Origin of the sequence: Herbiconiux sp. UC225_62 (genome assembly GCF_042694625.1) — a bacterium.
Lineage (GTDB): Bacteria > Actinomycetota > Actinomycetes > Actinomycetales > Microbacteriaceae > Herbiconiux.
In genome coordinates, this window is sequence record NZ_CP170551.1 from 50,131 (window position 1) to 66,297 (window position 16,167).

Sequence of the window (16,167 nt, forward strand, 5' to 3'; positions counted from 1 at the left end):
GTCGCCGCAGGCGGTGTCACCCGCCGCGACTATGCTCGACTGACGCAGTGACGACGTGCCCGTGGGCTGCGAGTTCGTTCGCCGTGAAGCGCCGGGAGGAGCTCGATGGAGCCCAGCAACAACCGCGATGACGTGGCTCGAGACGCCGAGCCGACCCCACAGGGCCTCACCCTCACCACCGCCGGCGTCGTCAGCTACGCCATGGCCAACGCCCGCCTCTCCGCCCTCGAGTCGGTCACCATCACGAACCCCGGCCCGATGCTGCGCGCCGTCTCCCTCGAGATCGAGGCGATGGATGCATTCGGCTCCCTCGGCAGCCCGAACGTCACCCTCATCGACCTGGCCGAGAACGCGACGGTCACACTGAGCGAACTCCGCCTCTTCCTCGACCCGGCAAAGATGCTGGCGGTCGACGAGCAGCGCCCCGGCACCATCACCGCACGCCTCCGCACCGCCGACGGCGTCGACCTCGCCCGCACAGCCGCCGACGTCGACGTGCTCGCCGCCACCCAATGGCGCACCGACCCGGTGCAGCTCGCCATGGAGCTCCTCCCCGCCTACGTGCAACCCAACGCCGCCGCCATCCAGCCCCTCCTGCACGAGGCGGGCGAAATCCTCGAGGCCCGCACCGGCGACCGCAGCATGACCGGTTACCAGCTCGAAGACCCGAGACGAGTGGATGCCACGGTCGAGGCCATCTACGAGGCGATGCGTGCTCGCGGCATCCGTTACGCCGAACCGCCCGCCAGCTGGTCGAGCACCGGCCAGAAGGTGCGCACCCCGGCCGAGGTGCTCGAGGGCCGGGTGGGCACATGCCTCGACACCACGGTCGTGCTCGCCGCCGCACTCGAGCAGGCGGGCCTCAACTCGACGATCTGGATCTTCGAGGGCCACGCCTTCCTCGGCTACTGGCGCGGCGACAGCGAGCTCGCCACCGTCGTCGAGTTCGAAGAAGCCGACCTCCTCAACCGGGCCGCCCTCGGCCACATCGCGGTCATCGAGACGACGGCCGTCACCAAGTCAAGCGAGGGCGACCGCGCAGGTGACAGCGCCGGCGCCGGCGACTTCGAATCGGCCCGCCGCGCCGCCCGATCGCGCCTGGAAGCCCAGCCGAGCACCTTCATCGGCGCCATCGACGTGCGCGCCGCCCGCTCGGCGAACGTCTACCCGCTGCCGTCGCGCTCGGTCGACGCCGACGGAAACGTCACCGTCACCGAATACATCGCCGCTCCCCGCACCCTCTGGAACCAGCCGAGAGACGCGAGCCCCGACGCCGACACCGACGCCACCGGCACCACCCGCAAGAGCACCCCGCCCCGCGTCGCCCAGTGGAAGAACTCCCTCCTCGACCTCAGCCTCCGCAACCGCCTCATCAACTTCACCGACCGCGCCGGCTACTCCCTCGCCGTGCCGAGCGGCGCCCTCGCCCACCTCGAAGACCAGATCAACGCCGGCACCCCGCTGGCCCTCCGCCCCTCGAACGCCCTCGGCGCCATCGACCGCGAGCGCAAGATCCACTACGGCCGCGAGCTCCCAGACGACACCCGCGCTCAGCTCCTCTCCGAGAAGAAGGAGGCGTACATCGACATCACGGCCGAGTCGTACGCCACCAAGCTCCGCTACCTCGCCTACAAGGCGAAGACCATCGTCGAGGAGACCGGCGCCAACAACCTCTACCTCGCCTTCGGCATGCTGCACTGGAGCGTCAACGACCGCGAGCTCCGCTCCCCCCTCATCCTCGTTCCCGTCACGCTCACCACGGCGAACCGCGGATCGCAGTACCGCCTCACCCTCGACGAGTCGGGCGCCTCCACCCCCAACTACTGCCTGCTCGAGAAGCTGGCGCAGGCCTACGAGCTGAAGATCCCGGGCCTGGCCGATCCGGTTCAGGATGGCGCGGGCATCGACCTCCAGGCCGCGTTCACCGCCACACGGCAAGCGGTGCTGGAAGCGCACCTCCCCTTCCGCGTCGAGGACTCCGTGCATCTCGGCATCCTGCAGTTCGCCAAGTTCCGCCTCTGGAAAGACCTCGACGAGAACTGGGAGTCGCTCGCAGGCAACCCCCTGGTGAAGCACCTCATCGAGACGCCGACGGATCCGTTCATCGACCCGGTCCCCGCCGCCACGCCTGACAAGCCCATCGACCTGGATGCCTTGAGCGCCCAGTGCCCCGTGCCCGCCGACTCCTCCCAGCTGGAGGCGGTCGCCGAGGCAGCGCACGGCCGCACCTTCGTGCTCGAGGGCCCTCCCGGCACCGGCAAGTCGCAGACCATCACGAACCTGCTCGCCAAGGCCCTCGCCGACGGCAAGCGCGTGCTCTTCGTGGCCGAGAAGCGCGCGGCGCTGAGCGTGGTGCAGCGCCGCCTCGAAGAGATCGGGCTCGGCCCCTTCTCGCTCGACCTGCACGACAAGGGCGCACGGCCCGCCGCCGTGCGCGCCCAGATCAAGACCGCTCTCGAGCATCGGGTGACGACGGATGGCGCCGCCCTCAGCACCAACCTCGAGATCGCGAACTCCAACCGACGCACCCTCTCGCGCTACGCCGACCGCCTGCACGAGAAGAACTCGGCCGGCTTCTCCCTCTACTCGGCCCGCACGAGCGAGCTCGCCGCCGACGCTTTCGTGCCCGAGATGCCCGTGCCCGCGGCCCTCGTCTCCGGCGGATCGCCCGACGACTTCGACGCCATCCGCGTCGCCCTCCGCGACCTCCCCGAAACGGCGGACTACGTGCGCCCGCAGCGCGTCAACCCCTGGGGCTTCGTGGTCGACCGCCCGGATGCTCCGGTCGATTCATCCGCTGCGCACCTCGCCGCTCAGAACCTCGACTCGGCCATCGCGGCAGCACTCGACGCCGGCAACCAGCTCGACTTCGTCGCGCTCGCGCAGTCCCCCGAGCAGCTCGCCGACTGGTCGCGCATCGACGGCTACCAGCGCGAGCCGCTGACCACCATCGATGCGGCACGCGACACCGCGACTCCGAGCGCCTGGAACGTCGCGGCGCAAGCGGTGCTTGACCAGCTGGCCGCCCTCGCGCAGACTCCCCCGGCCTGGCTGCAGCGGGCCCAGCCGGAGACGATCGCCCTCGACATCCCGAGCATCCACGCCGAGGCCCTTTCCGCCGACCAGTCCGGCTTCTTCGGCCGCAAGAAGCGCCGCCGAGCGGTGGCCGCCCGTCTGGCAACGGTCCTGCGCTCCCCCGAAGCGGTCGACCTCAAGCAGCTCTCGACCCTGACGGGCCAGATCGCGGAGTCAGCCGCGCACATCCATTCCCTGCGCGCTTACGCCCAGCAACTCGCAGGCGTGCGGGTCTCTCCCGACTGGAACCCACTCCGTCCCGCCGACGCCGAATCCGTGACGACTCAGATCGCCTGGCTCCGCTGGGTCGGCACCACCATCGGCGTCCGCCCCGGCGAAGAACCGGATGCCTTCACCCGCGCGAGCCGCCGCCTCTACGAGACGACCCCGCCCGACGCGGCTCGCTGCAGCGCCATCGCGCAGCTGGCATCCGCATGGTCGGCACTCATCGCCGCAGCCCACACGACGGCAAGCGATCTCGGCGCGTGGGCCTCCGGCCCGGCGGACACGACCGGCCACGGTGCCTCGACCAGCCTGACGTCCCCGACAGGCCAGTCTCACGAGCCCCACCCCCAAACCTTCTTCACCGCGTGGGCCGCCACTCGCGCCGGCCGCAACCTCGACTCCCCCACGCCCGTCGCCCTCGACCGCTGGCTGGCCTTCACGCGCGCTCTCGAGCCTCTCCGCCGCCGCGGGATGACCGACGCAGTCAAGGCGCTCGAGACCGGCGAGCTCACAGCGGATGACGCACGTCTCTCGTTCGAAAAGGGTCTCGCCGCGGCATCGGTTCACGAGCGCGAACAGACCACCACGCTGGTCGACTTCGACGCCACCGCCCACAACCGCTCGATCGAGCGCTTCACCACGAGTGCGCTGGCGATCCGCGCCGAGCTACCGAACGCCATCCCGGCTCACGTGCTGGCCCTGCGCCGCTTCGACTCGTCCGCGCCGGCCGGCCAGGTGGGCCTCCTGCGCCGTCAGCTCGAACGCCAGCGCGGCGGGATGAGCGTGCGCACGCTGCTCGACACCTTCGGTGAGCTGATCACGCAGATCCTGCCGATCACCCTGATGTCGCCCGAGTCGGTGGCGCGCTTCTTCCCCGCCAAGCCGGGTCTGTTCGATGTGGTCGTGTTCGACGAGGCGTCGCAGATCCGGGTGGCGGATGCCGTGGGTGCGATGGGCCGCGCCGGTTCGGTCGTGGTGGTCGGCGACAGCAAGCAGATGCCGCCCACGAGCTTCGGCGAGGCGGCAATCGATGCCGACGACGAGGTCGAGGTCTCGACCGAGGTGGTGCAAGACGAGGAGTCGATCCTCTCGGAGTGCGTGCAGTCGCAGGTGCCGAGCAAGTGGCTCTCGTGGCATTACCGCAGTCAGGATGAGTCGCTCATCACGTTCAGCAACCACCACTACTACGAGAGCCGGCTGTCGTCGTTCCCGGCGCCGCTGCGTTCGGCCGAGCGCTCGTCGCTCGACGGCTACGGCGTCTCGCTGGTGCGGGTGAACGGCGTCTTCAACCGCGCGGGCAAGGGCAAGGACCTCCGCACGAACCGCCTCGAGGCCGAGGCGATCGTGACCGAGATCCGTCGCCGCTTCGACGCGGCCGCAGCCCTGGCGGGACCGTCCGCCGACCCCGCCGACTTCGAGGCGCCGTCACTCGGCGTGGTCACGTTCAACGCCCAGCAGCGCGACTTCATCGAGAACCTCCTCCGCGACACCGGCGACGAGCGCATCCTGAACGCCCTCGACCACGACAGTGAGGGCCTCTTCGTCAAGAACCTCGAGAACGTGCAGGGCGACGAGCGCGACACCATCCTCTTCTCCATCGCCTTCAGCGTGAACGAAAAGGGCTTCCTGCCCCTCAACTTCGGCCCCCTGCAGCGCGCCGGCGGTGAGCGCCGCCTGAACGTGGCGGTGACGCGAGCCCGCCGCCAGGTGCTCCTGTTCGCGAGCTTCGACCCGTCGGAACTGCGCGCCGAACAGACGAGCTCGATCGGTGTGAAGCACCTGAAGTCCTACCTCGAGATGGCCGCGAGCGGCTCAGAGGCCCTCGAGGCCGACCCCCGCCGCCAGTCCATCTTCGACCGCCACCGAGACGACATCGCCGCCGAACTCCGGATGCGCGGCTTCGCCGTGAAAACGGATGTCGGCCTCTCCGACTTCCGCGTCGACCTGAGCATCGCCCCCGCGGACGCCCCCGACCGCCCGGTGTTAGCGGTGCTCCTCGACGGCGACTCCTGGAAGTCCCGCCGCACGGTAGCCGACCGCGACGGCCTCCCCATCGAGGTCCTGAAGAACCTGATGCACTGGCCCGCGGTCGAGCGCGTCTGGCTCCCGGAGTGGTTGCACGCCCGCGAGGCGGTGCTCGACCGCCTTGAACTTGCGATCGCCGACGTCCAGGCGGCGGACGCCAACGGCGCCCAGCTCGCCCGAATCGACTCCATGGTGGAGCAGGCGCTCGAGGACGACGCGGATATCGAGAGCCCAGCGTCGTCGACGTCGACGCCGGCATCCACCGCTTACGACGAAGACGACGCAGCGGCAGCCGAGTCGCCCAGCGAGTCCCTCTCGTCGACGGATGCCCCGGGCCTCTTCTTGAAACTCGGCACTACGTCGCCCACCTCCCCCTCGACCACAGCCGACCTCATCGACCCTTACACCCCATGGACGTCCTGCCGCGTCGGCTCGATCGCAGTCCTCGACGCCCTCCCCCGCCAAGACGCCGGCCGAGCGGTCGAGGCCGTCATCCGCGAGATCGTGGCAACCGAGGGACCGGTCCACCTGGTGCGTCTCGCGAAGCTCGTGGCAGTCGCCTTCGACCTGAACAAGGTCGCCCAGTCCCGAGCAACAGCCATCCTCCACTTCGTCCCTGCCGAGATGAAGGCCCGCTCAACCGAGCCCTTCGCCTGGCCCACCGACCTCGACCCGTCGACCTGGCGGCGCGCCCGCTCGTCCCAACAGGGCGACGGCCGCGTACTCGATCACGTCTCCCTGGTTGAGATCGTAAACGCCATGTCGATCGTCGCCGAAGCGTCAGCCGGTCTGGCAGAGCCCGACCTCAAGCGCGAGGCCCTGGCAGTCTTCGGCGGCAAGCGCATGACCGAGGCAATCAGCGACCGCCTCGACGCGGCCGTCACGTGGGGTCTCGAAAACGGCCGCCTGGCGCGCACCACACTCGGCATCATCCAGTCGATCAAGCTGGCCTGAGTCGAGGCTTCCGCTCACCTCAATCCCACGGCACCATCCACCGTCGGGCCTCAGCTGATACCCGCGCCGTCCTGCCGGCGACATGTCGTTCGCCTTCTCCATCATCATGAAGTTCAGCCACCGTCCGGCGTTCACGAGGTCAGATCCGCCGTCTCCCAGACTTCCTCGCCCTGCAGCCGCAAGTTCTCGAAGGTTGGCCTCGAACGAACTGACCGGAATGGAGAACCGCACCCTAGCCCCGTCTATCCGCTCGTACTCCACAATCTCCGCTGCTTGGTCGGCTGACACGATTCCCTCCCCAGGTGCGAGCACCACCTCGTAGAGGAATCGCGCTGTCTCAGGGCGGTACATCAGTCTCCAACTGCTCGCGTCGAGGTCTCGTTGCCGGGTGGGGACGGTGTCTTGTCCGGTTGGAGCCATAGTCCCCCGCCCGCTGCGCGGGCTCCCGCCAAACCCGATGCCAATGGCTCCAACCGGACAAGCCACCATCCCCACCCTCGTGTTTGTCGCAGAGGGCCTCTGCTTCGCATGCGTCGCTACTCACGCTCGAATGTGATGGTCGAGGATGCGACGTCCACGCGGGTGGGGTCATCACCCGCCAAGCGCACAAGCCGCACCCCGGACGATCGTGCGCCGCTGAGGATCGGCACCTCCACGAAGAGCTGGTAGGTACGTTCACCGCGCTCCGCCTCGGCCCATTCGATGACCTCGAACACGTCCCTGGCTTCACGGATGCGCCACTCCCAGGAATGCGCCGCCCAGGCGGGATCCGGTTGCAGCCAGAAGTACACCCGATAGACGGGATAGTCCTCGTCTTGCAGAACGTCTCGAGGATCGACGGGCTCGGCGATCACACCTACTCCATTTCGCTCGGTTCAAACCGGATCGTGCCGAGCACCACGTTAGACCCGAGTCCGTCCGGGTCATCGCCGCTGGTCAACGCGTCTCCGCAAGCCAGGGGCAGCACGAAGCCGTTCGCCGATCCCGAGGCTGATCGCGGCGACCATCCCGCGGGCGGAACAGCAGTGACGCGAGCCTCTCCCCAATACTGTCCCGAACCGACCGAACAGGAGGTGGCCGCATTCGCTTTGAGGTACGAGACGTTGTTCAACGAGTTCGGAGTCCCGGCCCAGTCGCCGCCGCCCTGCTTGTGGAGGTACAGCCGAATGTAGATGCTCTCCATCGTCTGTCCGCAGTCGACCCGGCCCTGGACGTTGATGGTGCCGCTCACGTGGTGTGAAGCATGAGGATGCTCGACCGATATCACGCAGTTAAAACTGGAAAGGCTCGCCTCTGCCGCCGAGGGACTCATCTGACTCGCGACGGTTCCGCCGCCCAGCGCTATCGAAAACGCCGCCACCATTGACGCTCTCCGCAACCACTTCTTCATGATCGAACCTTCCGTCGGCCCGCATTGGCGGGATGCCCGACAGCCTGCTCGCATCGAAACGTGGGGCGTTACGAGCAGTTACTACTCACGCATCCGCAATGCGGCCTGACGCGGCGTCGAAAACGTGCCTTGCGAGAAGGGCGCAGAACGCTCTGTCAATCCGAGCTGAACCGACTCCTCGACGGGTTTCCCCACGACGCAGGTATCGTCGCCGACATTACGGCGTCACCAGATCCGGCAACCCCGAGCTGCAGGACTCGCGCCGACGCACCCGGCGTCCCATCGAATGCGAGCATCACTTCCTCCGGAAGTACCATCCCGCCCGAAATCGCGGCCCTCCACTCGTAACGACCACCCTGATCGTCGCGAAGCTCCACCTGCATGTCGAGCACCCCACGCACGAACCCGTCAGCAAGCCCGACCATCCGCGCCACGACCCCCCAGTCCCACAACTCGAAGAAGGACCCCACGTAAGCGGTGCCATCGAGAAGAGCGGAGACCCGATTCACGACGATCAATGTCGGCGGCTGACTACCCATCTCCGACGAGGGCTTCACAAAGCCACCTTGATGTCGCCGTCGCTGTCGCAGACCGCAATTTCGCTGGCTTCAGTGGAACCAGGCTCTGCGAATGCCAACGCGGCCTGGGCGCCCCCACCCACGGCGAGCGCGACGAGAACTGCAGCGACGGCAGGAATGGAATATTTCGGTGACATCATCGAACCCTCTCGGTCTCCGCGCACCCGCTCCCTTCCAGAAGTTACGACTCAGATGAGCTTTTGTCGACTATTATCATGTTCATCTTCCTAAAGCGCACACAAAGCCCTCAAGGAACGACCTTTGCTGAGCGTCCACCTTTGAGTGACGGGAGTCATCAATGCCCCCACGCCTCACCGCTCGCCAGATGTTCGTGTCGGGTGTGGTCCTCACGGCCATCGGCGCCACTCTCGCGCTCGTCACCGACGGATGGCTGGCCCTGCTCTTCGGGTCCGCCGACTTTCCGCACGCCATCGCCGGCACCATCGCAACGCTCCTCAGAGAGATCGCCATGACGCTCGGGCTGGTGCTAGTCGGCGTCTCACTCCTCGCTCGCATTCTGGAGCCGTCCTCGGAGAGTTGATTCTCCAGAAGAAGCTCCCCTTAGGTTGGTCTTTACTCCCCCATTTCGAGGGCGGGAATCGTCCGACACCTGTCGGATACGGTGTGCAGATGGGCTCGCCAGGATTCGCCACTATCGACTTCGAAACAACGGGACTCTTTCCAGGCAAACACGACCGCGCGATCGAAGTGGCGGTTGTCCACTCCGATCCAGACGGAACGATCACCGGCCGCTGGGACACACTGCTCAACCCCGGCCGCGACCTGGGCCGCCAAGACATCCACCGCATCTCAGCCGCGGAGATCCTGCGAGCCCCCACCTTCGCCGACATCGCACCCGAACTGATCGACCTCCTCGACGGACGAGTATTGGTAGCCCACAACGCCAGCTTCGACACCCGGTTCCTGCTGGCCGAGCTGGCGCGAGCTGACATCTGGACAAGTCAAGACCTCGTGACTCTCTGCACGATGCAGCTCGCTCGCATCTACCTCCCTGGCTCCGGCCGAGCCCTCGTCGACTGCTGCGCTGCCTTCGACATCCAGCTCGAGGGCGCCCACCGCGCCTCGGTCGACGCGGGTGCGACGGCGGAACTCCTCGCCTCCTACATCGCGCACTCCGAAGACCGCGCTGGATGGACCGATCACCTCGACCGCGCAGCCGCCTATTCGTACGGCCGCGTCCCGAGCCGAGGCGTGGCTTGGTATCCCCGAGAGAACGCCCAGAGCGGCAACGACCACCACTTCCTCGAGCGCATCACCGACAACCTCCCCGAGTTCTCCGGCCCGGATGCGCACAACGACTACCTCGCACTCCTCGACCGTGCTCTCCTCGACCGGGTGCTCTCACTGCACGAGGCTGAAGGACTCGTCGAGCTCGCCGAATCCCTGGGCATCAGTCGCTCGGCGTGCGAGAAGCTCAACCTCGAATACTTCTGGATGCTCGCTGCGGCAGCCTGGTCAGACGGCACCCTCACCGAGGCCGAGACCGCCGACCTCGTCGCGGTCGCCACCCTGCTGCGTATCCCGCCGTCGCAGATCGAGAAGGTGCTGACTCCCCCGGATGTCGCACCCGCGTTGCCAAAGCAGCCCGGCGCCTCCCTGGGCGGTTTCGCTCTCAAACCGGGCGACCTGGTGACGCTGACGGGCGAGATGTCCCTCCCGCGCGAGCGCTGGTACGACATCCTCGTGGCGAACGACCTGGTGCCGAAGGATGCAGTCACCAAGAAGGTCAAGCTCGTCGCGGCCGCCGACCCCGACTCCCTCTCGGGCAAGGCGAAGAAGGCCCGCGACTACGGCATCCCGGTCGTAAGCGAGCACGGCCTCGCCGACCTGCTGGGTTTGTGACGCACTGCCGACGATGAGAACACTCCGTCGGGCCACCCATCTCCCGCGTGTCAACTAATGTCTATGTCGTGCTCGAGCACCGATGCGCGAGCGAGGGGGAGATTACATGCCATCGACCTGGGGCATCCACAACGACACCACGCTCGACTTGATCGCGGGTGGTTTCGTCAGCATTGGCTGGAATCTCATCCCAGACTTGCGCACCATCTCGCTCGATCGATCTGACCTCAAGGCGCTGCTTCGAGAGACCTACCCCGAAGCGAAAGAGGGGGCACTTCCGATCTGGGCAGGCATCCTCCACCGGTTCGCCCAGGAGATCTCGCCAGGCGACCTGATCGTGGCGCCACGCAAGGCCGACCGCACCCTGGCATTCGGCGAAGTGACGACCGGCTACTACTGGGACGCATCGGCCTCCGACCACAAGCACCGCGTCGGCGTGCGATGGATCAAAGACGCGGTGCCGCGTTCGGTGTTCTCGAAGGATGCGCTCTACGAAATCGGATCCGCCGTAACTCTCTTCCGGGTGAAGAACTACGAGGACGAATTCCGCACCTTCGTCGCATCCGATTCCGCGGAAGCGGTCCAGCAACTGGTCACACGCCAGAGTGAAGAACCGGAGCGGGCAGTGCGCCGGGCGGACGACATCCCCGACGCCGATCGCATTCAGAACTACACCCGTGACTTCATCGCCGATCGAATCCTGCGCGGAATGAGTCATCAGGACTTCGAGGAGTTCGTCGCCGAGCTGCTGCGGGCCGTCGGATACCAGGCGCGCACGACTCAATACTCGAATGACGGAGGCGTCGACGTGATCGCTCACCGAGATCCCTTCGGTCTCGAGCCGCCCGTGATCAAAGTGCAGTGTAAGCATCTGACTGGCACCATCGGCTCCCCGGAGGTCAACCAACTTACAGGCACGCTCGCACGCGGGGAGCTCGGTCTGTTCGTCAGCCTCGGGTCTTACAGCCGCGAAGCGAAAGCACTGGAGCGGAACCGCCAAGACCTCCGCCTCATCGACGGCGACGAGGTCATCGACCTCGTTCTCGCGCACTACGAGAAGTTCGCGAACCGCTGGCGCTCAACCATCCCCCTCCGCAACGTCTACGTCGTCGACCAGTTCGAGTAGCGTTCAAGCACCCGACGCGCGAGAGTCTCCGGCAGCACTGCAGACTAGCCGGACCACACCATTTGGGGCGGTGTCGGCACTACCGCGAGATGCAGCCGTTCCCCGTCCTGACGCTGCGGCCAAGCAAACCCTCGCAGGCACCACGTTGAGCTCAATCCCGAGGGCCGTGCCACCGCGACCGTGACCGCCACCGCCACCGCCACGCCTACTTCCACGAATTCAGTCTCGAAAGTGCAGATACGACTCAGTACTGATCCGCGAGATCCGATTCATACAATGCCCTAGCGCTGGTCGCGTCGCGGATCGCCTGACGTACCGACGCCTTGGTGATGTCCAGCACGCGGAGCTCGTCGCCGATCTCGGCAACCGACTCGATGCGTCGGAAGTTGGCCGCGAAGCGCTCCGCGAAATTGGCTAGTCCTCGCAGCTTCGGCAGAGCGTCGGAGAGATGATGCCCATGCGGATCTACCAGGTCCGCCACAACCGCGCCATTGTGTGACGTTCCGAAGAATATGAAGTCCGGTCTGAGCGCACGCCAGTCTCCTGACTCGTCTTCATACGCGATTGCCAGCGAGTCCTCTGTAGTGCGGTCGGGATTCCTGTACCACCCCCGGAATCCGGATCGACTCGACTCCGCCCTCAAGACCTCGATCTCCCAGCTGCTGGTGAAGTGCATCGGAACTGTCCCATCATCCGAACACATCAGATGCATGGCGTACGTCGGAAGTTCCTCCTCCGAGCCGTCTTCGTTGCGAAGCTTGGAATCGGTCTGGTGGACGACGGGGACGTCGAGAGCGACTGGTTCGGGGGTCTTCGACATCGCCTCAAGAGCTTCGTACTCGGCTTGTCGCTCATCGGAGAGGCTCTTCCGCACTACCCGCGACTGCGTCAACCATGTTCTCGCGAGTCTGTCGGCCTCGTCTTCGACCGCCATCGCGATTTCGGGCACGCGAGCTAGGGCGGCCACCGCGATGTGAGCATCAAGCAGGTCGTCCTCATCACCGTCATCGCCAACAAGGTGGTCAACGTATGTCGAGCAGAGCGCCGGGCTCAGTATCCGAGCGGCGTCCTTGTAATAGTCCTCGATTGCTCGGGGATCTGCACTGACCGCGAATGCCTCGTATGAAAGCCCGCCGCCAACACGCCCACGAACCTCTTCGCCTTCCATCGTGAGGACGTCCTCACGGGCAGCGGCAACCTTATCCTTGTACTGAACAGCCCTGCCGTCGAGCACCGCGTGCAGATGCGAGTGAGCCTTGTCGACCGCCTCCTCGACCAATTGGTCCTTGGACAGAGCGGTGGCAAGCGCCGTAAGACGCCGGATCGGCTTTACGTTCTTCCTCGGGATCGTCACTGACGGGAGAGCCGCGAAGCAGTCCCAGACTGCACTGCCGATGGCCGCGTTCGGGTAAAGCGTGATTGGATCGAACAAGACGCGGCGACCCTTACCGCCTCCGGCATCGTCCCCGTCGTCTCCGTCCTTGCTGGTCGCGCCGCGCATGAGCAACTGGGCTACCGCGGTAGCTGTCTTGCGATCGAACCTCGGAAGAAGACAGTCAACTGAGTTCAGCAGTTCGTTGCCGGGGATGCGGCGGGCGAGGGGCGTGCGCATCATTCGCCCGAGCAGCTGAGTTATGTGTGTCGGATTCTTTGCGGCCCGGAAGGACACGAGCACCTCGGCGCGCGGACAATCCCAGCCCGTCGAGATCGCATTCTTAGCAAGCAGCACCCTTACCCGCTTGTCGTCCTGCACCCGCTGAGGCTCGATATAGGGCACGAGCTGCTTGCCTATGTGCAGATTGGGATGACCTACACCCTCGTGATCGCCGAAGACATTGGCGACGGCGTCGAATGGCAGATCCGGCCACGCGGCATAGATTGTCTCCAGCGTGCGTACAAGCGTCTCTTGCGACGGCTTGTCGTCCATCTGGACAACAAGAAGTGGTTGGACTGCCTCTACATCGCCCTGGGTGTTTGCGTATTCCTCCCAAGCGGCTGATGAGGTCCTAATTTTCTCGACGGCTCGGGCCAGCAAGACAGAGTCGAAGGACCCCTTCTCCGTCGGGATCGAAAGGGCAATGTCGTCTTTCAGCAAGCCCGAGGCTTGGACGAGCGCGGCGTCGACCGTCACGGACGGCAATGCATCTCGATCTGTCGAACCCTTCATCGCCGTTTCGAAACGTTCGACTGTCGCCGAGATGCCAAACACGATAGGCATCGACGGGACGCCTCCCTGCCCATTGATGAGCCGCTGCACGATGGTGGAACGATCAGCCGAGCGTGTCCCCATCCCTCGGTGCGCCTCGTCGAGCACCAGATATAGGGTCAGGTCCGGGTTGGAAACTGTGTTGGTGATCGTGTCGTAGATGGACGTCTGCACGGTGTCGGGACGATCTTCCATCCCGGGAAGCTTCGTATGTTCGTTCTCTTCATCGGATTCGTCAAAGACCCCTTTGACCAGACGCGAGCCCTTGGCCAGCTTCTGTGTGTTGAGGAAGTACACGTGCCCCGGCCGGAAGGACACCTCGGCGAAAGTAGTCGATACCACTTGCAGGCGATAGTCCAGCTCGCTGGCGGCGGCTCTTATCCGGGTGCGGCTCTGCTCATTAAGTGCAGGGTCGTCGGAGAACCAAAGTACGACGGCGCCGGGGTCAGCGACAAAGTCCAATTCGTCATTGCCGAAAAAGAGTGCCTCAACGACAGCGGCAGCCATCACCGTCTTGCCTGCACCTGTGGTCGCCGCTAGCGAGAACTGCGATCTGGCATTGAATCGATGGTAGGAGTCACGCGCGCGCTGGAGGTTCTTGAGAACGTCACCAACGGCCCCCAACTGGTAATCCTTGAGCGTGTACCTCACTACAGGGCCCTTCCAGTATTAATCTCAAAGTTTTGAAGGTAGCTCTCGTACAGGCGGACCGTATTCACGCCCTCCGGCAACTCACGACACACCATCTGAAAGGCAGAATCGTCGTCTGTGACGATGAATGCGAGCGTGATGCAATCAGCCTGCGTTATTGCCTCGACGAACTGGTGCGCGTGATCAAGGTTTGCTAGGACTCCGTAGGCCTCGGCCACATCCCAGCCGGATTCACCCAAGTCCACGATGATCCGACCGCGTGATCCCGCCCGCAACCAAAGCATTGGAGCGATCCGTTCGAATGCCCGGTTATGGCGGACGGACAGTGGGGCCTCGTAGGTCAGGTTGAAGAACTCGGCATTACCTAAGGTCTCGCTGAACGCATTCAGGAGCCTCGGTTTGGTCTTTGACTCGAATACGCCCAGTTTTTCCCACTCGGGGTCCCCAGCACGGAATCCGGCAGTAATCGCCACCTGGCGGTCCGCCTTACTCAACTCATTGTTGGTGACAACGATCGCGCGACGAGATCCGCCATCTTCAGCGTTCATCGCTGCGACCGCGTGGGCGGTCGTTCCGGATCCGGCGAAGAAGTCGAGGATCACCGCATCGGACGAGTTGTTCGCCCACTTCACAAGCTGTCGGATCAGGCGGATCGGCTTTTTTCCGTTCGCAAAAGCAACTCCGCCCTCGTTTGAAACGTGACCCATATCGGAGTGGAAACCCCTCCACAAATCTCCGCGGATCACTGTTCTTCCGAAGCGCGGCAGATAGTCATCGGAGGCCCGATAGTTGCGGTCCAGCGTATAGATCTGCCAGGTCTTTCCCGTGGCGGACCTAGTGAGCCTGTATGACCGCCCTCCAGTCTGGTGCTCGACCCACCGCCCAATAGGCACCTCAACGCTCTTGGCAGATACGGGTGGTGTATCCGTGCGACCTATGCGGTTGAGATTGCTGCGGATGAAATCTCTTGCAGGCTCCGAGGCCAAAAGGAGCAGGTCCATACCCGAAGCCCCTACGAATGCTCCCTTGTTCTTTTTCCCCATATTAACGAGCTCGAACCGCTCGATATCAGCCCGGACCTGTGGTTCCTCATCCAGCCGGCGATAAAGCGAATCCGTGGTGCCGTCATCGTTCAACCAGAGCGGATAGTTGGCGTCCCATTTCTCAATTCCATCGTAGAGAGGGGTGTGTCTTACTTCAGCATCGAAGGCGGGAGACTTCCTGTAGATCAGGACGTACTCCACATTCTTGACAATCGTGCCCTGCTGCGCGTTCGTCGTCTTAGGCCCGGACGTTGTCGACATCTCGACCGCAAGCTGAGCCACATGGTTCTCGACTCCGAATATCTGCTCCAGAAGCATCCGCAAGCGGTGTTGCTCGTCATCTCCGATCGAGATCATGATCGCGCCGCTTGGCTTCAGCAACTCGCGTGCCACGCGGAGTCGGCGGTCCATGAACGCTAGCCACTTTGAATGCTGGTAATCATCGTCGCTGTCAACGTAGTCGTCGTTGTAAAGCCAAGCGAACTTTCCGCCGGTGTTATAGGGCGGGTCGATGTAGATCAGGTCGACTGACTCCTGATGCGTGTAAGTAAGCATCTCAAGCGCGTGAAAGTTCTCTGCGTTGATGACCGTGTGGAAAGGCTTGCCCTCTCGATGCTCGACGCGGCCAGTCTCAACTAAACCGGGATAGATTCGATCGCGGAACTCCGCGACAACAACGAGCGCATCCTCAACAATCGTTGGCGTCTCAGGCTCGTCGGTATCGAGCTCGACCAGGTGAGCCACGCGCTTACCGTCTACCCTCGCCATTCGGTCGACTCGCCAAAGTCGTTGATCGTGCGCCTGCGCTTCCCCGCGGGCAGGCAATATCCGAACCTTATCGCCACGGCGAACCGGTCTGCCCGGCAACTCCACTGCCTCGGGTCGATGCTGTTCGAATACCAGCCCGAATGACCGTTGCTTCAGGGCGCCGATCTCGGCCTCAAGATCCGCTCCGAGTTGCGGGTCCACCTTCCGCGCTTGCCGAAGCAAATCGGTCAATCTCGACACGAATAACCCTCCTCCTGGCCGCC

At 64.7% G+C, this 16,167-nt stretch carries 10 protein-coding genes; 4 read left to right on the plus strand and 6 right to left on the minus strand.

Annotated features, from left to right (window positions below):
* The first annotated feature begins 105 nt into the window (after positions 1-105).
* A complete protein-coding gene (locus ACFJGU_RS00270) occupies positions 106-6,279 on the plus strand; it encodes a DUF4011 domain-containing protein (protein ID WP_382306611.1) in 6,174 nt (2,057 codons plus the stop codon).
* A 536-nt stretch (positions 6,280-6,815) separates the two neighbouring features.
* On the opposite strand, the gene ACFJGU_RS00275 is transcribed toward ACFJGU_RS00270, so the two are convergent.
* From ACFJGU_RS00275 to ACFJGU_RS00290, 4 genes are all read right to left on the minus strand, one after another.
* Positions 6,816-7,133 (minus strand): hypothetical protein, encoded by a 318-nt coding sequence (locus tag ACFJGU_RS00275; protein WP_382306613.1) that lies wholly within the window; start codon positions 7,131-7,133, stop codon positions 6,816-6,818.
* A gap of 2 nt (positions 7,134-7,135) precedes the next feature.
* Positions 7,136-7,669, minus strand: coding sequence for a hypothetical protein (locus tag ACFJGU_RS00280; protein WP_382306615.1), 534 nt, complete (start codon positions 7,667-7,669; stop codon positions 7,136-7,138).
* A gap of 155 nt (positions 7,670-7,824) precedes the next feature.
* A complete protein-coding gene (locus ACFJGU_RS00285) occupies positions 7,825-8,226 on the minus strand; it encodes a hypothetical protein (RefSeq protein ID WP_382306617.1) in 402 nt (133 codons plus the stop codon).
* Positions 8,223-8,384, minus strand: a complete 162-nt coding sequence (locus ACFJGU_RS00290) for a hypothetical protein (protein WP_382306619.1) — start codon at positions 8,382-8,384, stop codon at positions 8,223-8,225. Before ACFJGU_RS00290 ends, ACFJGU_RS00285 begins: the two co-directional genes overlap by 4 nt.
* A gap of 161 nt (positions 8,385-8,545) precedes the next feature.
* Between ACFJGU_RS00290 and ACFJGU_RS00295 the strand changes: the two genes are divergently transcribed.
* From ACFJGU_RS00295 to ACFJGU_RS00305, 3 genes are all read left to right on the plus strand, one after another.
* Entirely contained in the window at positions 8,546-8,788 is a 243-nt protein-coding gene (locus ACFJGU_RS00295; RefSeq protein ID WP_382306621.1) for a hypothetical protein, read from the plus strand.
* Positions 8,789-8,877: 89 nt separating this feature from the next.
* Positions 8,878-10,110 (plus strand): exonuclease domain-containing protein, encoded by a 1,233-nt coding sequence (locus ACFJGU_RS00300; protein ID WP_382306622.1) that lies wholly within the window; start codon positions 8,878-8,880, stop codon positions 10,108-10,110.
* 106 nt (positions 10,111-10,216) lie between these two features.
* Positions 10,217-11,236: a restriction endonuclease gene (locus ACFJGU_RS00305; protein WP_382306624.1), complete on the plus strand. Its 1,020-nt coding sequence runs from the start codon at positions 10,217-10,219 to the stop codon at positions 11,234-11,236.
* Positions 11,237-11,480: 244 nt separating this feature from the next.
* Here ACFJGU_RS00305 and ACFJGU_RS00310 read toward each other — a convergent pair whose 3' ends face one another.
* Both ACFJGU_RS00310 and ACFJGU_RS00315 read right to left on the minus strand, forming a co-directional pair.
* Entirely contained in the window at positions 11,481-14,093 is a 2,613-nt protein-coding gene (locus ACFJGU_RS00310; RefSeq protein WP_382306626.1) for a DEAD/DEAH box helicase, read from the minus strand.
* On the minus strand, positions 14,093-16,144 hold the full coding sequence (locus tag ACFJGU_RS00315; protein ID WP_382306628.1) for a DNA methyltransferase: 2,052 nt from the start codon (positions 16,142-16,144) through the stop codon (positions 14,093-14,095). The genes ACFJGU_RS00310 and ACFJGU_RS00315 overlap by 1 nt, the downstream gene beginning before the upstream one ends.
* Positions 16,145-16,167 lie beyond the last annotated feature (23 nt).